The sequence below is a fragment of the Rhizorhabdus sp. genome (genome assembly GCF_018006725.1).
In the GTDB taxonomy this organism is placed as follows: Bacteria; Pseudomonadota; Alphaproteobacteria; order Sphingomonadales; family Sphingomonadaceae; genus Rhizorhabdus.
Genome location: NZ_JAGMXV010000007.1, coordinates 1 through 19,558 on the forward strand (window position 1 = coordinate 1; position 19,558 = coordinate 19,558).

General features: G+C 66.7%; 17 protein-coding genes. 8 read left to right on the forward strand and 9 right to left on the reverse strand.

Going from position 1 to position 19,558, the window contains the following annotated elements:
• Positions 1-1,768: 1,768 nt before the first annotated feature.
• Together KAY22_RS02230 and KAY22_RS02235 are read right to left on the reverse strand one after the other, a co-directional pair.
• Positions 1,769-3,340, reverse strand: coding sequence for a hypothetical protein (locus tag KAY22_RS02230; RefSeq protein WP_296619481.1), 1,572 nt, complete (start codon positions 3,338-3,340; stop codon positions 1,769-1,771).
• 14 nt (positions 3,341-3,354) lie between these two features.
• Positions 3,355-4,212, reverse strand: coding sequence for a hypothetical protein (locus KAY22_RS02235; protein WP_296619482.1), 858 nt, complete (start codon positions 4,210-4,212; stop codon positions 3,355-3,357).
• A gap of 943 nt (positions 4,213-5,155) precedes the next feature.
• Between KAY22_RS02235 and KAY22_RS02240 the strand changes: the two genes are divergently transcribed.
• Together KAY22_RS02240 and KAY22_RS02245 are read left to right on the forward strand one after the other, a co-directional pair.
• Positions 5,156-5,974, forward strand: coding sequence for an RNA polymerase sigma factor (locus KAY22_RS02240; RefSeq protein ID WP_296619484.1), 819 nt, complete (start codon positions 5,156-5,158; stop codon positions 5,972-5,974).
• A gap of 256 nt (positions 5,975-6,230) precedes the next feature.
• A complete protein-coding gene (locus KAY22_RS02245) occupies positions 6,231-6,638 on the forward strand; it encodes a hypothetical protein (RefSeq protein WP_296619487.1) in 408 nt (135 codons plus the stop codon).
• 146 nt (positions 6,639-6,784) lie between these two features.
• Here the strand turns inward: KAY22_RS02245 and KAY22_RS02250 are convergent, their stop codons facing one another.
• From KAY22_RS02250 to KAY22_RS02275, 6 genes are all read right to left on the reverse strand, one after another.
• Positions 6,785-7,294, reverse strand: a complete 510-nt coding sequence (locus KAY22_RS02250; RefSeq protein WP_296619489.1) for a TcpQ domain-containing protein — start codon at positions 7,292-7,294, stop codon at positions 6,785-6,787.
• On the reverse strand, positions 7,291-8,607 hold the full coding sequence (locus tag KAY22_RS02255) for a type IV secretion system protein (RefSeq protein WP_296619491.1): 1,317 nt from the start codon (positions 8,605-8,607) through the stop codon (positions 7,291-7,293). Before KAY22_RS02255 ends, KAY22_RS02250 begins: the two co-directional genes overlap by 4 nt.
• Before the next feature lie 77 nt (positions 8,608-8,684).
• Complete coding sequence (locus tag KAY22_RS02260; RefSeq protein ID WP_296619493.1) at positions 8,685-9,152, reverse strand: hypothetical protein; 468 nt, start codon at positions 9,150-9,152, stop codon at positions 8,685-8,687.
• Positions 9,149-10,516: a hypothetical protein gene (locus tag KAY22_RS02265; protein ID WP_296619495.1), complete on the reverse strand. Its 1,368-nt coding sequence runs from the start codon at positions 10,514-10,516 to the stop codon at positions 9,149-9,151. Before KAY22_RS02265 ends, KAY22_RS02260 begins: the two co-directional genes overlap by 4 nt.
• Positions 10,517-10,539: 23 nt before the next feature.
• Entirely contained in the window at positions 10,540-11,055 is a 516-nt protein-coding gene (locus tag KAY22_RS02270) for a hypothetical protein (RefSeq protein ID WP_296619498.1), read from the reverse strand.
• Entirely contained in the window at positions 11,052-11,468 is a 417-nt protein-coding gene (locus KAY22_RS02275) for a hypothetical protein (RefSeq protein ID WP_296619500.1), read from the reverse strand. The genes KAY22_RS02270 and KAY22_RS02275 overlap by 4 nt, the downstream gene beginning before the upstream one ends.
• A gap of 313 nt (positions 11,469-11,781) precedes the next feature.
• On the opposite strand from KAY22_RS02275, the gene KAY22_RS02280 reads away from it, so the two are divergent.
• Positions 11,782-14,466: a MobA/MobL family protein gene (locus KAY22_RS02280; protein WP_296619502.1), complete on the forward strand. Its 2,685-nt coding sequence runs from the start codon at positions 11,782-11,784 to the stop codon at positions 14,464-14,466.
• 134 nt (positions 14,467-14,600) lie between these two features.
• Here KAY22_RS02280 and KAY22_RS02285 read toward each other — a convergent pair whose 3' ends face one another.
• Positions 14,601-14,984: a hypothetical protein gene (locus KAY22_RS02285; RefSeq protein ID WP_296619505.1), complete on the reverse strand. Its 384-nt coding sequence runs from the start codon at positions 14,982-14,984 to the stop codon at positions 14,601-14,603.
• A 65-nt stretch (positions 14,985-15,049) separates the two neighbouring features.
• On the opposite strand from KAY22_RS02285, the gene KAY22_RS02290 reads away from it, so the two are divergent.
• From KAY22_RS02290 to KAY22_RS02310, 5 genes are read left to right on the forward strand one after another with little or no spacing between them, the layout of a single operon-like run.
• The gene (locus KAY22_RS02290; RefSeq protein WP_296619507.1) at positions 15,050-15,385 is read left to right on the forward strand and encodes a hypothetical protein; all 336 of its coding nucleotides are present in this window, start codon (positions 15,050-15,052) and stop codon (positions 15,383-15,385) included.
• A gap of 14 nt (positions 15,386-15,399) precedes the next feature.
• The gene (locus KAY22_RS02295) at positions 15,400-15,783 is read left to right on the forward strand and encodes a hypothetical protein (RefSeq protein WP_296619509.1); all 384 of its coding nucleotides are present in this window, start codon (positions 15,400-15,402) and stop codon (positions 15,781-15,783) included.
• A 19-nt stretch (positions 15,784-15,802) separates the two neighbouring features.
• Positions 15,803-18,304: a hypothetical protein gene (locus KAY22_RS02300; protein WP_296619511.1), complete on the forward strand. Its 2,502-nt coding sequence runs from the start codon at positions 15,803-15,805 to the stop codon at positions 18,302-18,304.
• The gene (locus tag KAY22_RS02305; RefSeq protein ID WP_296619513.1) at positions 18,301-19,305 is read left to right on the forward strand and encodes a hypothetical protein; all 1,005 of its coding nucleotides are present in this window, start codon (positions 18,301-18,303) and stop codon (positions 19,303-19,305) included. The genes KAY22_RS02300 and KAY22_RS02305 overlap by 4 nt, the downstream gene beginning before the upstream one ends.
• Positions 19,305-19,556, forward strand: a complete 252-nt coding sequence (locus tag KAY22_RS02310; RefSeq protein WP_296619514.1) for a hypothetical protein — start codon at positions 19,305-19,307, stop codon at positions 19,554-19,556. The genes KAY22_RS02305 and KAY22_RS02310 overlap by 1 nt, the downstream gene beginning before the upstream one ends.
• Positions 19,557-19,558: the final 2 nt, after the last annotated feature.

Consider the following 19,558-nt stretch of genomic DNA (forward strand, 5'->3'; position numbering starts at 1 on the left):
ATTTCACCTATTGCAGAACGCCATTAGCCCTTCCTGCCTGGTCTTGCCGCGGGGGGCGAGCCTGGACTCGCCCTAGCCTGCGGTCCGCCGGCTCCCCCAGGATGAAGCGCAAGCTGGCAGCCGGATTGGGGTTCTCGACACGCAGAATTCCGCCGAGGTAGCTCGCCCTGCTCCGCGCGTCGATCTCCCGTCCGTCGGCCGACCTCGCGCGCAGCATGACGAGCGCGGCCGCGAGCAGACAGCATGTCTCCCCATGGGTTTCGACGGCCCTCGACCAGGCGGCGCCGTTGAACTTGCTCAGCTCGGTCCGGCGAAGATAGGCAAGCGCGCTCCACGGACTGACCAGAGGGCCCGCAAATCGGCCCAGGAAGGCGCCACGTGCCGATAACGCGGCGACGGCGCGGGCTGCCAGGCCCTGCATAGCAGCACCCTCCCCGCTCATGCGGCGGCCCTGGCGGGGCCTATCGGTGGGTGCCTTCGAGCCGCTGGAGGCTCCGCCCCTCGGCGCCTGCCGAGCAACATGAATCGGTGACGATGTCTCTGGCAGTTCAGGGCTGTCCGCGGCGCGGGTCGGGGGCTCCGCAAGGCTGAGCGAAGCGGGCGCGCCAGGGACGCCGTCGGCGTCCCGGCCGGGCGCGCTCATTTTCACCTCTACAGAATCTGATTCTGACTCCGAAGGGTGCCGCATATTTTCGCTACGGGGGGGCATCGCCCGCTTCACCGCGCCAGCCCTCCCCGCCGCGGTCTCGACTGCGGCTCCTGTGGCAGTTGGGCTCATGCGATCGCCTCGGCCGAGCCACGCCCAGCCGAGCGGCAGGATCCGGTAGATCGAGGGCCGATCGCAGTCGGGGCGTGGGCCCGCCCGGTGCTGAGTGTCGATGAAGTCCTCTGCTTCGAGGTGGCGCAGCGCTCGTCTGACGGTGTCCATGTGACGACCGATCCTGGTGCTGAGCTCGGCTTTCGTGGGCGCGACCTCGCCGTCGTTGGCGAGCTGGGCGAGCACCCTGAGCAGATCCCAGGCCGCCGGCGTCAGCCTTGGCCCCAAGCCGGCCGGGCGCCCCGGACGGGCCCGGCGGGCCCGGTCGGGCGGAGCTCTATGCCGCCCCTTCCCCTGCCCTCGCTCCGATTGCTGAGCCGGGGGATTATGGATGGCCGTGACCTTCCGACTGCCGGCCGCCGGCTGGGCAGCGGACGCGAGTTCGTCTGCGAACCGTGCAAGCTCCTCGTCGAACTTGTCATCGAATCCGCGCGCATGTGTCCAGTCGTAGCCGCTCATATCCCCGTTCCCGGGGACCGCCGGCACGCAGCATCCCGCTCGCAGCACGCCACGGGATGCTGATTGCGATCAACAGCATCCCGTGGCGTGAACACGCTCGCAGTCTTGATTTTCTGGGAAGCTGGCCTTAGGGTCGGATCACCTTGGAGGATCCGATCTCCGGCACGCTCGGTGATGGAAGCGCTTGCAGGCGCCGACACCTGGACCGAGAGCCCCCTACCGCCGATCTCGGCGGCGTTTTGCTGCGTTCAGGCGATCCTCCCTTCCTTAGGTTTCGTGTCCTGTGAAAGCCATCCGGGCGGCCCTGCGCCCAGACGGTCGCCCTGCCGAAGGCATCCTGCCCTCGGCAAGCCTGAACCGCCGAAATCAGAGGCGGTGTGTACGAAGTTTGTTGGAATCCCTTCGGGCCCGCGCATCGGCGCGCGCGATGGAGCGCCTGCCCTGCGGTCCTTCAACATCCCCTTGCGGCGCCGACGTGCACTGCTGCGCTCCTCAACCGCGATGGTTCAGCAGGCGGAAATACACTTCTTCGACGAGCCCGCCGAGCGGTCGCCCCGGGCCGACCGATAGGCGTTCGTGCAGCTGCACCGTCGCAATCGATCTCCTGTCGAGCTCGATGCGATCGAATGTTGCCGGCAGCCCGCGCGTGGCCAGCAACAGCACGCGAATGAACCCGTCGGCCCGGCCGGAGCGGATCATCGCGTCCAGGTCGTCGGACAGACCCAGGAGCAGACCGGGAACGCCGTCGCGAAGGCGCGACCAGGCGAGCACCGAGCGGGCGGCGCCGGACAACCATGGCTTTCCGTCCCCGTCGAGCCAGGCTTCTTCGTCGGCGCCGGCGGCATGCGACGTCGAGGGACGGTCCCAGCCGACGATCGCGAGAATTCCGGCCTCGGTTACGGCCAGAAGATCGACAAACTGTGAGAACCCCGCATCGGGTCCCGGGATAGGCCATCGGCGCAGGAGTTCGACCTGGCCCGGGGTGCAGTAGGAAAGCACGGCGGCATTGGCGGCCGCATGCCAGGCCGATCCGGGCTCCGCAATGTCGAGCCCGTCGTCGGCCTCTGGCTCTGCCCCTTCGGCGTCGCCATACGCCGCCATGGCAAGGGCCTCGATCCCGCTCGCCAGAACGTCCTCCTCCATAAGAGCCTCCTCCTTGAGGGACCCAGCGGCGGCGATGGCTACCGAGTCAACCCCATCGGATTCGCGGCGACCGCCGGCGAGCTGCGCCTCGAAATCCTCGAGTTCTCGTTCAAGGTCGGCCAACTTCTCCGCGAGGAAATCAGCCGTCTCCCGATCGTTCTCACCTTCCGCGTCGGCCAGCTGGGCCCGGCGATCCTCGATCTCCCCCCTCAGTTCCAGTACGGCCTGGCGCAAGTCGTCATGGTCGCCTGCATCCTCGACGACATCAGGGCCTCCGCGGACCGGAGCGCCTGACTGGTCGACTTCCGGAGCCGCCGGAGGATGCGCCGCGGCGGTCGGGTCGACCAGCTGGGGAGCGTCGGCACGGTCCCCTTCACCGCCGTTCGCACCCGGCCTCATCGCAGCGGTGTCGAGGAACGGCTCGGGCCGGGCGCCGGGAACCGGCGCCGGCGGCAGGGGCGCTTCGACTTGAAGCCGTAGGGCCGGTACCGAAAGCGCGGCCGCCGGCACCGGCGGCGCTGCAGCAGCTGGCGCCGCAGGAACCGTTGCGGCAGGCGCTCCGGTCTTCGCCGTCTCCGCGATCTGAGGACCATCAGCACTGTCGGTCCATTTCTCGCGCTGCTCCAGCAGCACGGCGCTACCCATTCGGTACCAGATCCAGGCGCCCGCAGCGCTGGCGATGCCGCCAGCCGCCCAGCTCAGCGGCCAGGCGACAAGCGCGCGGAAGCTCCATCCGATCGAGCCCGCGGAGAGGATGCGTCCGAGGAACGTCCAGTCGCGCGCCGAAAACGGATCGAACCCGAACAGCCGGCGCTGGACTTCGCCGAACATCCAGCATGCGATGAACAGCCAGCAAGAGGCGGCTGCCACGCCGACGGTGATCGGGGCGAAGCGCAACAGACGGTTTTCTCGGCCGCTCACAGCGGGGAGCGACGTCAGGCGGTGCGTCTGTTGCCGCCGGGCTTCGCCTTGGACGTGGGGGAAGGTAATCCCGGGGAAGGCGGTCGCCTCAGGTCGAGCTGCACGACCACACCTTCGGCGTCGGTCCCGGTTCCGGTCAGGACGAGCCGGTTTCGGGACACCCCCTTCTCGATCAGGCTGTCCCGCACGGCGACCGCGCGGTTTTGCGCGAGCCGCCCGACCGCGCCGTAACCGCTGATGAGCAGGCTCGAGCCCGGATGATCACCGATGATCGCCAGGATCTCGGCAATCTTGGTCGGCGCAGGTGCTGCCGAGTTCACGGCGAAGGGGATGAACGCGGTGACCTGGTCGGCCGGTGCCTGGTCGGCTGGTGAGCGGGCCGAGCCCGATGGCGCCGCTTGCTGCGGCGGTGATGCAGCTGCCGTGGCAGCCACGCGCGTCGTGGCGGCATCGCCCGGCAGGACATTGCGCGGGCCGCGGGTCGCGGTGTCCTGGGCGTTGCGATCGGCACGGTGAGCTGCGATGCCGGTCTCGACGAGATCGGCCAGATCCGTCGCGGACACCGCACCATCTGCCGAACGGTGCCCGTCGACGATCGAAGCCGACTTGTCGTGAGCCACCGGCGGCTGAACCTCCGGGCTGGCGGGCGCCGAGGCCTGGACGGACGGGACGCCCGCCGCCCTGACGGCACCGGGAAGCATCGGATCGCGCGACTCCTCGGCGAAGGCAAGCGAACCGTCCGCACGCAGGGAACAGGCATATCGGCGGCAGTAGGACGGAACCGACCTTGCCGGCGCTGGACCGATGATCCGGCCGGCGGGGGCCGCGGCGCGGCGCTGCTCGGCCTGGGCGACCGGCTTCGCGTCGGCCACCCTCTTGGAAGCTGAAGGCTTGGCCAGGCGCCCCGCACTGGCAGTGGGTTTTGCCGGGCGCTCCGCTCGCCGGGATGGTTCGCCCGCGCCAGCAGCTGGGGGCTGCTGGCGCGGGCCGTTGGCTCCGGTCTCGTTGGCTGTCGGGGGGAGGGGCGAGACAGGAGCCGGTGGCTGTGCGGTAACCATCGGAGGCATTGCCGGTGCGGCGGGCGGCGCGAGCGGCTTTACCGTAACCTCGGCGTTCACCGGAATAACAGGCGCAGGCGGCGCCACGGAAATCGCCGACCCGCTCGATGCCGGGGCCACAGGCGTCGCCGGTTCGGCTGCCGGAGACACAGCAGCCGGCCGCGGCGTGGCCGGCTGCGGCCCCGAGGCAGGTTCCGACCGCACCGGTGCCAACGGCGCTGGCAGCACCGCGGGCGCTTTCCCCACTCCCGCGCCAGGCAGGGCCATGCCCGGAGGAGCATCTTCGGCATAGGGACGAACTACGCCGGCGGCATCTGCCCGGCCAGTGAAGGCAAGGATCGCGGTAGCGCTCAGCGCGGCGGCCGCGTAACAGGTCATTCGGCGCGTAAACATCAACCCCTCCGATCTCCCGACGCCGGCTAAGACGCGCGAACGGAGTCAAAAGTTGATCGGATTCCAGAAAATTTTTTGCAAAGGCCCAGGACGCTCCGGAGCACTTGCGGCCGCAGTACCGCACGACATTCGTCCTCGCGTGCGACATCATTTAGTTGTCCATGAAGCGATGGTGCTGGATTGGACTGTGGTCTGATCTTTACCTAAGTTATCTGCAATTTTGCGCTAATTGCTGATTATGTCGCATATTTTCAGCGGTAGAACTGCCGACGGCGGTTGACCTATTTGTAAATGCAGTTGTACGTTCGCACAGGCGACACTACAAAGTGGCGCAGCGCAGGGTGGTATTGACGCGAGTGGGGATATGGCCGAACGGGCTGCGCAGCAACCATACCAGGTACGGACGACAGCAGAGTACGGACGCCCCAAGAGCGGCACCCCAGCTCCTGCAGCGCGCCTGCCGGAGAACCGCGGGGGCTCGCCCAGCAGCGCATCCGTCGATCTGAAGTGGCGGATCACCCAAACGGCCGAGCAGGCGAAGGCCGACCTCGAAGCGGTCCGGCTGATCGCGGCAAAGGATCAGCCGAACTCCCTCGCGGCGGCGCAAAAGGCGCTCGTCGGCCTGACCCGGGTGTATTCTGGGCACCTTGAGCAATTCGTCGGCAAGATACTTCATCGTCGCCAGCAGATGTATGTCCAGGACATCGTCCAGGAGACCTGGGAGCGCGTCTGGACCAGACCTGGAAGCTACCTGGACAAGCTCGACCAGCGGGCCAAGCCGGTCGTAAGCTGGATCTTCAAGATCGCAAAGAACCTCAGCATCGACCGGCTTCGGCGATCGAAGCCGGAGCTCCTCGTCATCGACCATGTCGACGATAACGACGAGGTTTACTCTGAAAGCCCGGCCATCCGGGAAAGCGCCCTCGCCCTCTGGCGCGACCACGAGAGAGACGTGGCGATCGCGGACTCAGCCGATGCCGTACTCGCGAGCCTGCCGCCACAGCGCCGCCAGGTCCTCGTCCTGATTCATTTTCACGAGCTCTCCTCGATGGAGGCGGCCGCGCTGCTTGACCGCACGGAGTCGAGCATCCGCTCGACTGTCCATGTCACGAGGCGACACGCGCGCCAGGTTCTGGCCAAGATGGGCATACTGTCCCTGCGCGATCTCGTAGAGTCCGACTGATATCTAATTTACGGTTCGCTACCCCGGCGCGGCCCAATTGCGTAACGGCCGCTTTTCGCTCCATCTAAAAAATTCGGGAATGCGCGGATTTGGGGGTAGAAGTGCAAATTTCTACCGTCTAAATTGTAGTGAAACCTGTTTTTTTTCCCCATCGCGACGTTCACGAGGCGTGGTCCGTCCAGCATAATGAAGGCCTATGCGAAGGTCCTTCGAAGTGAACGGCGCATGGAGGGTTCGGACGGAGATGCAGACGATCATGGCGAGGGACGACAGGGCGCAGGTGACCGCCCTCCGCAGCCATTCCGATACGAGCCGGCCCGGCCGGCCCCCGGAGGGCGTCGGCGATCGCCCGGCCGTGATGTCGACCTCGGATTTCCCGCTGGAGGCCGTGCGAGCCGCGATGGTGGAATCGGCTGGCCGACTGGCTCCGCAAAGCTCTATCGCCGAACTGTCGGCCGGCGATGCCGCCATCTACCTAGCCGCCGCGGAATCCGTCGAGATCGTCGACCTCAATGTCGAGGTGGACACCGTGCAGGTCGACCAGCAACAGGCCACCGCCGAGATGCGAGGCCGAGTGGAGGTCTCCTTCGGATCGCGGATGCCGGCCGAGGCGGCCGAGACGCGGGCCTGGCCGATCGTCGTGATCGAGAAGCCGGGAAGCTGACCGCAGCGATCCGCTGAAGGGCTCTGCCGCAGGTGAAAGCAATGACGCCGGTCGCCAATGGCGAACCGGCCTCATTCACGTGAGAGCGCATTGTCCTCGGCGCCAGTGCGTCGAAAGCCCTGATTCCTTGGCATACGGTAGCCTGGCTAAGGCGAAGCCCGAGCCGAATTCGGCGACTGCTGGCCGCCGCTGGTCCGTTTGCGGCCGTCCGACGACGTGATCACAATCGAGCGGTTCCACGTATAGATATTGATCTCCGGCGCGGGCTTGGCCAGGATCCCACGCGCGAGATGGGTGAGCGCCTGCTGCAATGACCCTTGAAACGTCGCGCCCGTCTCGATCGGCCAATCCCAGTCGGAGTCGTTGATCGGCCGCGGCCAGCCGGCGTCGCGGGCCCACCGCGCGACGACGGTCACCAGCCAGTCTCCCGCCTTCGCGTGCCAAAGCTCGTCGGTTTCCGGTTTCTCTTCCTGTGGGCTGGGCAGCACGTCCGGCACCGGTGGCGCGCTTGTCGCCGGTGCCGGACTCATGCCGAGCTGGGCGGTCATGTCGTTGAGGCTCCGGGTGCAACCCATCTGGGCGAACAGGGCGAGGGCCGCCAGGACCAGCACGCCCAGATCCCGCCAGGCGCGCTGGCGTCGCTTCGGGATGGTCATTCTTCCGCTTCCTTCAGCCTGCGCGTGAATGGGTTCAGCGATCCCAGGAGCTCGCCGCCGCGGCGAGCGCCGGACGCCGCGCCGCCGATGACGGCGCCGGCCAGTCCACCGATCTGGTTGGGATCGCGGCCGAGTATCAGGCCCTTCGACGCCATGATCCCCCTCGACGCGCCCAGCTGGCCGACGCCCACGACTGCGGCCGCGCTCATCGCGGAGTCCGTCGCGCCACCAATGTTGGCCGCAATTCGCGGCGCCGCCAGGTGCAACAGGATCGAGATGAACCCGATCATGAGGGTCTTGAGATAGGCCATGCTCATATAGGGCTCCTGCGGGTTGGACATCACCACCGCCGGCGGAGGTGCGCCGGTGGCGTCCCAGAACGAAGATGCGGAGCCGATCTCTATGGCGGAGGTACTTCCGGCTGACGCGGCGATCCCCACCAGTTCCTGGATCGCCACAGCGATCACCATGCCGGTAAACCCCATGGCGACCGCGCAGAAGACGATCGTGAAGGAGCCCGTCAGCAGGACCTTCAATGCCTGGCCGAACATTCCCCTCGTCTTGTCGAATACCAGGAAGAGGACCAGGACCGGCGTGACGGCCGAGATCGCCGTGAAGTAGAACTGGGACTGCAGCAGCAGGGCCGCAAACACGCCCATGACGAATATGTAGGGTAGAAGGAGCAGCCCGTACATGATCGCCCGAGGGATGATCGCCAGCGAAACTCCCGCCTCGGAGACCTGACTCATCGAGAAGCAGACGAGAGGGGTAAGGGTGTGCTCGACCTGGGCCCAGATCCCCGTGTAGGCGGCGGCGATCGTGCCGCCCATCGCCGCCTGGTCCGCCGTCAGGGCCAATCCGGCCGGCGCGCCGCTGCCAACGACGCTCGCCAGCGACGGTGCTCCGCCGATCGAGCTGGCGTAGGCCATGATCGCGGTACCGATGTCGCCGGCGGCCTGCTGCATCGCGCCGAAGATATATTCGAAAGAAATGACCACGCCGTCGGCCGACAGGAGCAGCGCGGCCGCGACTAGCCAGCCGGCTCGCTTCAGCAGCTCCTCAAGCGCGGCCCGGGATTCGCCGGGCAGCAAGATGATCTTGATGACCCAGATGTGGCCCGACACCAGCGCAAGGATGCCAAGCGCATTCGCGGCGTCGACGGCCATCGCCGAATACACCTTTTGCCCGTAGGCCGCGCTCAGATAGGCGAGATATTCGAAAGCGCTGCAGAGCCAGCAATCGTAGACCCCGCCCGCCGAGATGGCGGCAGCGGTGCACTGGGCCGAGGATGCCGAGGCGGCCGTCGGATACATCGAGGCCGCGGCGCCCGAGGCGATCGCGCCGGCGACGCGAAGCCAGAGGACCGTGCCCGGCCACGGGAATCGAGGTCTCATGTCCGGTCTCCTTCGCCTTGGTGTTCGGAGCCTTCGGGGGCTCGGTCGGTCGTATCGGCCCTGGCCGTGGGCGGCGGCGACGTCCAGCGCTTCATCCGCTCGACGATGCCGGCGATGGCACGGTGCGCACGCGGAAGCTTGATCAGCCGGTAGTACACAGCGGCTGCAAAGAAGAGGGCGACCAGACTGCACACCAGCGATACCTGGATCGCGACCAGGATTCGCTCGAACAGCTGGTGGCCGTTTGCCAGGCTGGCCGCTACCTCTGCGCCTCGGCCCGCGATCGCTTCGACCTGCGGGCGCGGGCCCGAGGAGGAAACGAGATCGAGGGCAAAGGAGGCGGCTGCGATGAGGCAGCACCACAGCACGACGTGGTAGACGACCTTCACCGGCACGGGCAGCCGCTTGCCCTGTCCCGTCGCACGACCTGCGTCTTTCCGGGGGGACTGTCTGTCGCCGCTCATTCCGCCGGCCCCCCCGGGCAGTTCGAGGAGACCCGGTAGGACAGAGGCGCGTAAGCGCCGATCACCGTCGTCGCCCAGTCGAACTGATCGGCCCCCTCGCGGTTCGGGTGGAAGGCGACTGGTTTAAGAAAAGTGACCTCGGCCGACCTGCGGTAGAACCGGGCGCAGTCGGCGATCTCAACCTGTCCCGTCTCGACCTCGCGCCGCTCAGTCTCGATCCACGGCAACGGCAGCGATGCTCTTCTCGGCGGGGCAATCTCGAGGGGATTCCCCGGACGGTCCATCACCATGCGATACCAGGGCCAGGTCGCGGCGATCGCGCTCTCATCCTCGAATGACGCGACCTGCTCGGCATGGGGAAAGGTGACCTCGACATCGCGATAGCACTCTGTGGTCTCGGCATCGGTACGGTCCTGGTCGCCCCCATTTCCCCCACCCCCGACGACGAAGCGTGTCCCCGCAAATGAGACCCCGGTCGTCAGGTCGTGAAACCAGACGTCGTCGCAGCCCTCGCGCAGCTTCGACACGTTGCCGTCGAGCTTTTCCGACGGTTGACAGGGGACGATGACGATCCGCCTGGTTTGCCCGTTGCTCCCCTGCACGTCGACGGCCGTCTCGTACCGCCGCACCACATGCCCTCGAGGCAACCGAAGGGGTTCGCACTCGAAGACCTTGTGGGGGAACATGCTCGCGAAATAGACCGGCTGCCGCCAGGTGGGCGGCAGCTGGACCATCATGTCGGCCGGGATCTCGCCGACATGCTCGCGATCGCGGAGGGCGCAGCGTTCGGCCTCGAACCAGCTTCCATCGACAAAATAGAGCGACCTGATCTCGCCGTAGCTGATCCCCAGGTCGAAGGCGTGGAGGAACGGGCATCCATCGAACACGTACACGAGCTGCGCCGTCCGCGAACCCGGCCGTGGCATGCAGCCGGAGACCGGTACCTTGGCCCCGCCATTCCCGCGCTGGTATGTCTGCCGCATTGCCTCGACCGCAATGCCTTCGAACGGCTGGACGGCCCAGGGACATGACTTCTCGAGGACGATCGGCCACTGCGTGGCAAGGTCGGGCTGGCAGCCGCCGATCCAGACTGTTCGCGATTGCATGTACTGCCCCGCAGTCCGTAGCCGAAACTGCGGCATCGCCACGTTGCGGTCGAATTCGATGACGTCGAGGCATCCGGCATAGCGCCTGTCGCCAGGGTCCACCGCGTAGGGGCCTGGGTTGCCCGGGCCCGGGGTGTCGCCACCGCTATAGGCCGCGGCGGGATCCCCCGGTGATCCCGTATAGGGTCCGGATTGGCCGGCGGACTCGCTCACCGGCAGGAACAGGCCGCCCCATAAGCACAAACCTGTCAGGATCATCCAAGGAATCAGAGGCTGGCCGGTCATTCCGCAGCCTCCGATTCCTCGGTTGGATCGAACATCGCCCGTTTCATCCGTTCGAGGGCTCTCGGATCCTTGGCGGCGATCGCGAGGAACTGGCTCGGCGCCAGGTCCAGCTGGGCCAGTACGACCTCGACCGATTCGAGCGTCTTCTTGCGGCGACGGTCGGTGACCTTCCGCTCGACCTCCCTTGCCTTGGAAGTGACGTCCCGCCGTTCGCCCAACAGGCCGTTGATACGGGCGTCGAGATCGAGGAGCGTGGTCCGGGTGTTGTAGAGCTGGCGCTCGATGTTGTCTGATGGCGCGGGATCGAAGCGCGGATCGAGGCCATCCGTCCAACGCGGGCGCGCATCCGCCCCGGGAGCGGGATCACCCGGGGCCGGGGCCGCGTTTTGTGACCCCGCCCCGGCCCCGCCAGCCCCTGCCCCGCCTTGCGCGGGGTTTGGCTTGGGTGTCGCGCCTCCGCCGGTGTTCGTCCGCCCCCCGGGACGGAGGTTTTCGCCGGTGCGGCCCGTCACGATGCCACCGCCTGATCTGCGCTGACCCGCGTCTGGACACCCCGCTGGTATGACCATCCGTGGCTGGTCACCCTGTAGCCGAACACGCGGGGCTTTCCCTTGGTGCCGCTGGTAGGAGCGACGACTTCCCTAACCTCTAGATACCCAGCGCGAGCAAGAAGCCCCTGCGCATAGCGGAGGGTTTCGTGATGCACCCCAATGTGGTTTCCGAGCTCTACCAACGTGGCGGTGACTTCACGTGCGACGGGCGCCGCCCCGCCATGCTCTTCCTCCTCGATGCGGCCGCGGAGAAGCTCGAGCATGTCGCGCGCGCTGGCCGGAAGTCGCGCCCCCAGGCCTTCTGGCCGGTGCCGTCGGCGATATGCCCTTCGCTTTGTCGTCGCGGTTTCGAGGCCTGCATCCTCGCTCATCATCTTCGTCGCTCCCGGCTTCACCAGCTGAAGCGAGGACGCAGGGGCCTTGGCGATTGTCGAAAGACTCTGAAAATTTTTCTGGGAACCAGCTCGCCACCAGGCTGCGCGCTAGGCGTTACTCGCCGATCTGTTCGCCCGAATCCGGCCAAGATAGGGGGATCGTTCGGCAAAAATCGGAGCAAGAATCGCAGAAATAAATCCAAATTTTCCGGTGACGCGCAATTACTCATCCGCATGCGGATTTTTTCAGCCGCGTTGCGATTTTCCCGCTGTCTGGTGCGTCCGGAGAGGAGAAACGGCGCGAGGCGGTCGGATGGTGCAGAGCGGCAGGACAGTGGAAGAGGACTGGTTCAAGCGAGCCGGGAGGCTCGTCGACGAGGAAGGACAGTCCGAGAAGTACCTTCTCACCGGACGCTACGCGAGCATGTCGCGGGGGGCCTACAAAATCCCCCAGGTCAGTTCGAGCCGCGGGCGGTCGGACGCAGGCGGCGTGCCGTTCTATATGCATATCTCGCATGCGGGAAAGGGGAAGGCTGGAAGGCAGGTCAAGCTCGCTGACGCGGCCCGCCAGCATCCCGAGCGTCTTTATGTGATGCCGCCGAGAGGCCAAAAGGAAAGCGTCGAGCAGCTGGGAGGGGGATTCGATCGGCGGGCCGGGTGCTGGTGGGTCCCGAAAGACCGCTGCGGTCGGGAGGAGGCGCGCCGCCTCGGGTGGCGTGGCCAGGCGGCTGTACGGCAATGGAGCGCCGGCGGGCGGGGCCGAGGAACTGCCGGATCCGCGGTCCGATACCAGCAGTATGTGAACCGCGCGGACGATCCGGCGCGACGTGAAGAGGTAATGACCGACGAGGATGGGCCGCTGGCCTTTGGCTCGCTCGGAAGGACCGAGGACGAGCAGTTCGCCTTCTGGGAGGCGCGCGAGGAGGCGGAGAAGCAGGGGGGCCGCGTCCAGGCCCGGGTCACCTTCGAGATACCGCACGAGTTGCTGGGTCACCCGAATGAGGTGCGCCGGGCACTCGAGGAGTTCGTGGCGCTGTTCGCCCGCCGCGGCGTGCCGTTCCATGTCGCTGTTCACCGCCCCGACAAGAACGGCGATCGCCGAAACCTGCATGCTCATCTCGTGTACTCCGATCGTCGGGTTCTCGCCCGGCCGGCACCGGGCGCCCGCACGTCGCCGGCTGGGGACCGCGCGGCCGACTGGGCCGAGGTGGCGGAACTCGTTGCGGCGGGTGTTCGGAAGCGGAGCACGATGAGGGAGATGGACGACCAGCTGTCCCCCTTGGGCGCGGCTCTCTGCTCGCGGCGGAGCGGATCGCTTGGGGTGGTGTTCCGTGGCGAGGTCCGGGACGCGCTGTTGATCGCGAAGGCTGGCGGTGCCGTCACCACTCGCCGCGCGCTTCGCGAGTTGTGGGCAGGTGCGGCCGCCGAGGCAAAAGCCGTCCGCCGCCGGGATCTTGGGTGGGTGTTCGAGCGCGAGAAGGACCGCTCCCTGCAGGGTGCGGACTGGGTGAAGCTGTTGCGCTCGTCGTGGGCCGAAGCCGCCAATCGGTCGTTGGTGCGTGTGACCGCCCCAGAGCATGGCCTACCCGCCAGGTTCTATGATCCCAGGTCGTACAGGGCAATGGGGGTCGAGAAACGCCCCTCCGAACATCTGGGATCATGGCGCACCGCCCTCGAACGTGCCGGGGTGCCGACAATGGCCGGTATCCGCAACATGACCCGCGAGATCGAATATCGTCGCTGGAACGAAGAGCGGACGTTGAGGTGCGAAGTCGAGCAGGTCGAGCGGGTCGTCGCCGACGGGTTGGCGACCGCACGTCGCGGCATGGGATATCTGACAAGGCCGGAACGCGAGTTGCTGCCCTTACGGTCGCCCCTGATAGACCGCAATGCGGTGGCCGAGCGAGCGGCGGACCACGGCCGGGCTGTCGCGATGGCTGGCGGAAGCCTGGCCGAGGCCGTTGCGGACTATGTGTCACGGCGGCAGGGGCTGAGGGAAGGGGCAGCAACCTGGGAGACCAAAACGGAGATCGCGACATCGAGGGCGCGTAACCGGCAGGCCTGGGCCCGCGGCGAGTTGGAGATTGCCGCCGGGCGCGAGCGACCGCACGAGAGGCGCCGCGTGGCAAGGCTCACCGCCATCCTCGACGAAGCGCGCGCGGCCGAGGCCGAGATCCGGGAGGGTGTCGGGCGTGTTGCGGACATCGAGATCGGGCTAGCGAGGGACCGGGATCGCATCGTCCGGCGCCGGGAGGATGTGGCGCGGTTGGCCGCAGGCCAGGAGGCCTATCGGTTTGCCTTGGATTGGCTCGATGTCGACACTCGGGTGTCGCTTCAGCGAATGACGGAGGAGGTTGCGTTGGCCGCCCGCCGGCTGGGAATCTCCGCCGCCGACCGGGGTGATGACGGACTGGGCGGCAGCCCTGTGCCATCGCGATCGAATGCTGCCGAGGCGGCGGAGCGGCTGACTCATGCGATCGCGTATAGCCTGCGGCCGGACACGCCTGGGGACCTGGTCGGTTCGTATGTCGGGGCGTTTCTCGGCGGAACCGATCGGGAACGTGCCCTTATGGGCGGTACGGCGTCTGTGCCGCCGCTGTCCCTGCTACCCTGGTGGGACGGCTCGCTCGAACGATGGGCGATCGCCGCGAGGCTGCAGCAGGAAACGGTATTACGCGAGGGCGCCGAAGCGGAAGCGCGTCGAGCTCAGGTGCTCGAGCTGGAGGCCGCGGCCTTCGCGAAAGCACGTGCAGGGGCGCTTGGCGGCGTGGAGTTGGCAGCCCTGAGGCGCCGGATCGAATCCGCGCGGCTGGAGGAAGACAGGGTGCTGTCGTTGCTCGCCTCGCCCGGGCAGGAACTGACCGGCCCGAGATCCGGATTGGTCGGGGTCCACGGTTTCTCGGAGGCGATCGCGGCGCTGGCCGCCAGGCGGGGGGCATGGGCCGCCGACTTCGACCGGCGCCCGGGCCCGAGGGGTTCACGGGACAGGGATCGGTGAAAAAGGGCTCTTCCTGTGGTCTGGGCCGGAGAAATGGGGCCGGCCCCGGGGTTCCCCGCGCGGTGAGAGTTTTTTTTGAAGCCGGTCCAACAATCACCATTGCCCGGGCGTCTTAGCCTCGGAGCGGCCTGCCCCTACTCGGCGGCGTCCTCTGTGGGCTGGTCGATTTCGAGCGGTCGCCGAGCGGCATAGGTTCCACAGAGGTTGTTTCCGCGCACGGCCAGAAGAGCCGCTCCGAGGACTTCGTGAACCCGGTGAGAAGGTCGGTCGCCTTTATGCATTTCCTGCAGCTGCTTCAGCTTCGAGTCCCCCTGGGCGGTAAGGGAGACCTTGGTCAGTCTTCGCCCCGCGAAACCCGCCAGGGCGTTGAGCCGGCGGACCTGCAGCATCAGCTGGTCGTAGGCGACGGGATTCATCAGGAGTTCGTCGAGCCCGATCTCGATGTCCGCTCGATGCGGCGCAAGGTCGGGATGCAGGTGGGGGACGTGGGGAATTCGGCGGTTCGTCGATTTTTCCATGGTCGCTCCTTGTCGATCGATCCCGCGCGGCGGGGTTCGGATCAATGACGCAGGAAGGGATCCAAATGTTGAGGTCGAAGCTGAAGAAGTTGGTCGAGGGCAGTACGCAGCGTGCTCTCGGGGCCGCCATCACCATGGTCTTCGCGGCCGGGGAGCAGGCTTTCGCCGCCAGCGGCACATCGCCGTTCGCCGGCGTCGAGAAGCTGGGCAACAACACTGTCACCAGCCTCGCCAACCTGGTCAGCATCGGCGCCGTGATCGGCGCAACGGTGCTGGTGCTGGTCGCGATCGCCACGAAGAAATGGAACAGCGGCTGGATGTGGACCATCCTCGGGGGCCTGGTCTTCATCGCAGCGCTGCCCCAGGCGATCCCCTGGATCCAAGGGTTCTTCACCTCCTGAGGCGGCGCGCGACGATGTCCGCCCCTGAGGATTTCGTGCAGAAGTCGCGGGCTCCGATCATGCCCGCGGTCTGCTACCCGGATCACCTTCTCTACTGCCCGCTGCTGCTGTGGGCGGTTGGCTGGGTGATCGGCCTCCTCGTCGGCACCCTGCCGCTGCTGGTCGGCGCGCTATGGCGACTGATCGACGGCAGCGCCCCGAAGTTGGGCTTCTCCCCGCTGGGTTTCTTCGGCGTCGCTGCCGTGGTCGTGATTTACGCCGGCTATCGGTACCGGCAGGACCCCTTCTATTGGGACGTGAAATTGGCTCGCTGGCTGACAGCCCGCCCATTCACCTCCCGTCGCGCGCCGAAATCGAAGCTGGTCCGAGCCGGGCCAGGCCGGATCCGGATGATCTGACTGCCATGGGAGCCGCACGATGACCGATTTCGCCTCCGAGATCGCCAGCGCTCTGGCGCAGGAAGCTTCGGTTGGCCGCATCGCATTCAGCCTGGCGATGGGCGCCCTGGCCGCGAGCACCGCATTGGTGTTGGGGGTCCCCGGGCTGTCCCGGCTGCTCTTGGACGACCCTACGCCGGTAAGCCTGGCAGACCACCTGCCGTTCGCCGAGATCCTTCAGGGCGGGCGGCTGCTGCGCTGCACTGACGGCTCGCTGGCAGCCACGATCAAAGTCGAGGGCACGCCGGTGAGCGGCAGATCGTCAGAGGAAATCCGCGGTCTTTATGCCAGGCGACGCAACTGGGTTGACGGTCTGGCGGGCAAATCGGTCGAGGTCCGCGTCTTCAGCCGCCGGCAGAAGCGTCAGCGCGACCTCGACGTCGCCGACGACGGACGGGTCAGCTCGATGCTGATCGCCCGGTTCGAGGAGAGATTCGCCGAGGCATACGAGACCGACCATACGATCGTCCTCAGCGTCCGCGGCGGGTCAGAAGGTGCACGCCGGCGGCTCGAAGAGGCGATCGACCTGACTCTCGGCCAGCTCGAACCATTCCGTCCGCGCGAGATCATCCAGACCAGGGAGCGGATCTCGGATCTATTAAGCTGGTGGGCCCGCATCGTGAATCCGGCAACAGCAGGACCTGTCGCACGATTGCCTGAAGGGGATCCGACCGCGGCAGCCGCGTTGGTAGGCGGTCCCGTCGAAATCGACGACCGGGACGGATTGCTGCAGTTCTCCTCGGGCCCCGGCTCGGAAAAATTCGGGTATTTCGTCACCGTCGCGCGATGGGGGGCGGAGTCGGCCGAGGAACTCGTCGGCAGGCTGCTGAGCCTACAGGTGGAGCTGGCCGTCTGCCACCGGTTCAGGGTTCTCGATGCCACCGAAGCCGACGTGGTCCTCTCTAAAAAGGAGCAGCTCGCGGCAAGCGCCCGTTTCAGCCGTTCTATCGAGCAGCAATACGAGGCCGTGAAGGAGGCCGTATCGCCTGGCTCGGCCCTGCGCTCGTCGCTGGTGCCCTATGAGCTGGCGGTACTGGCACTGGGCAATTCGCCCGGCGAGGCCATGGCCACCGCGAACGCGGTTCGCAAGGTCTTCATGGAGTTCTCGGTGAACCCGGTGATCGAGAGGGACCTCGCCGTTCCTTACTACTTCGCCCAGTTCCCGACCTACGACGACCGCTATCGGCAGTCGCTGCTGGTGACCCACAATATTGCCGAGTTCGTCGCGTTCGAAGCCTGGCCGAGGGGAATGGGGCGCAGCGCATTCGGGAACGGCCCCTTGTTGCTCCTCCCCACCGAAGCGGGAACGCCCTACCAGGCGCAGCTGCACATCTCCGAAGACGCCGAGGCGCTGAGCCATCTCATGGCTATCGGCAAGCCGGGCTCGGGCAAGACCACCGGAATGTGCCTGCTGGCGACCGGAGCGATCGCGCGGCACGAAAACGTCAAGGTCGTGGTGATGGATCGCCGCTTCGGTTGCTACACCTGGGCCCGTTCCCTTGGGCCCGAGGCGACCTATGCAAGCCTGCAGAAAGACTACCCCGGGACGACCAGTGCGTCGCTCCAGCCGCTTCAGCGAGACCTCACCCAGGCCAATCTGGAGCACATCCGGCGGATGATCCGGCTGATGTGCAATACGGACGAAACCGACAACGAGGCCGAGACCGCGATCGGCCATGCGCTCCGGACCCTCGTGGATTTACCGAAGGAGCATCGGACCTTCACCGCCTTGTGGCCGATGCTCCGCCAAAGCCGCTCGACCGAGGCGGGGTTTCAGAAGTGGATCGACCCGAAGCAACATGGCTCGGTGTTCAACGCCGGGGTCGACAATGTGCCGCTGGGGAAGACGCGGGTCACCGTCTTCGACATGACGACGGTCCTCGAAGACGAGGTACTGGCCGCGCCGATCTGCATGGATCTTTTCCATTGCATCGCGGCCATGCAGGCGGCCGAAGGCTGCAAGATCATCGTGATCATTGACGAAGCGCGGCAGATGCTGATGCATCCGGTCTTCCGCAAGCATTTCCAGGGGATGCTGCTGGATTGGGGCCGCAAGAGCGGCATTTCCGTGATCGCGATGTTTCAGGATCCCACGGCGGTCGACCAGATCGACCAGGCGTTCGCCATGACGATGCGGCAGGCGATGCCGACCAAGGTGATCTTTCCCGATCGTACGGCGGAGCGCCGGGCCTATGAGGCCTACAACCTGAATTCCCGCCAGTGGATGGCCGTGCGCGGGGAGTCGCCTCAGGCCAGGTGGCTCGACTGGCCGGCGCTGGTGATCCGCAGCGGCGGCGAAGACGAGCCGGTCGAATCGATGCTGCTTGATTTCTCGACCCGCGCGCTCGGCGACTATGCGGCCGTGTTCCGCAGCGGTGTCGATCACCGCCAACAAGCCGCGCGGCTGATCCAGGCCGATGGCAGCGGCTTGCGCGACTACATCGATTGGGCAGCCAGGTTTCGGGATGGGGGAAGCAGATGACCCGGGAACATCGTCTCGCCGCGGTAACCGCTATCGCCTTTGTCACGCCCTTTGTCAGCTCGTTCGAAGCCCACGCTCTGACGGTCTTCGACCCGTCGAACTTCCAGCAGAACGTGCAGCAGGTTGCGCAAGCCCTGGCGCAGACGGCCGTTCAGCAGGTGATCCAGTATGGCGTCGGCAAGCTGGCTCAAGCAACTGGCCTCCCGGGGCCGCTGCTCAACATGGCAGCACAGGCGGGCATGGACAAAATGTTCCTGCAAACCGGGCTGAACGGCGTGTTCGGCGGGGTACCGTCGCAGTTTCCCAGTGGCGGCATGACATTCGGCTCGATGCCCGGTGCTCTCTGGCAAGTTGGAACCCAGCTCGGCACCCAGGTGGCGAAGTATGCGATTGGAGAGGGGCTCGAGCAGATCGGTATCGACCCCAAAGATCCGTTAGTGGCAGCCGGCCTCTCCGCCGGCTACGACATGATGCAGCGTTCGGTCGGGCAGTCTGCCACCTGGGCGAAGGTATCGACACCGTCCTTCGCCTACTACGGCGCGCGGGCGCCGACGAACGTGTTCACAACGGCCCCGAGCGCGATCGGGTTCATGCGGACGCAGTTGCAGCGGCCATCGGTGCAGAGCACGCCCGTTGCCCTGACGCAGATCCAGGTCCGGCGCTCCCGCGAGCTCGAGGAAGCGGCGCTCGACGCTATCGGCCTCGCGGCTCATGGCCTGGCCGCAGCATCCGGCGCCTCCCAGCGGGTCGAATCGATGCAGAAGGCAGCGCTGTCGGCGACCGAGTTGCGCCAGCAGATGGCGGTCCTGAACGGCAGCATGACGGCTCTTTATGAAGAGCTGGCGGGCATCCGGGTGCTGGTCGCGGCGGGGCTTCGCGTGCGCGCGGCCGAAGTGCTGGCCAACCGGCCGGTGACCGGCGCGCAGGCCGGCGCCAACGCTGTCCCGCAGACCACCACGACGATCCAGGGGTTGCCGTGGCTCAACCAGGGGACGCCGTGATGGGGAACACCGTGAAGATGGCGCGCACGCTCGCCTCTGTCGTCGTGGCGGTGTCCTCGCTGACGCTCGCCGCGTGCGGCAGCAAGTACGAGACCCCGCTGGGCGTCGGGCGGGACCGCGACGACTACCGCGCCAGCCCCTGTCGCAGGGTCTCCCAGATTGCGCCAGGCTCGAAGCTCGCCTGCTTCGAGATCGAACAGGAGCCCGAGCCGGCCGATTGGCGCGCGCGCATGATCGAGACGGTCGGGTGAGA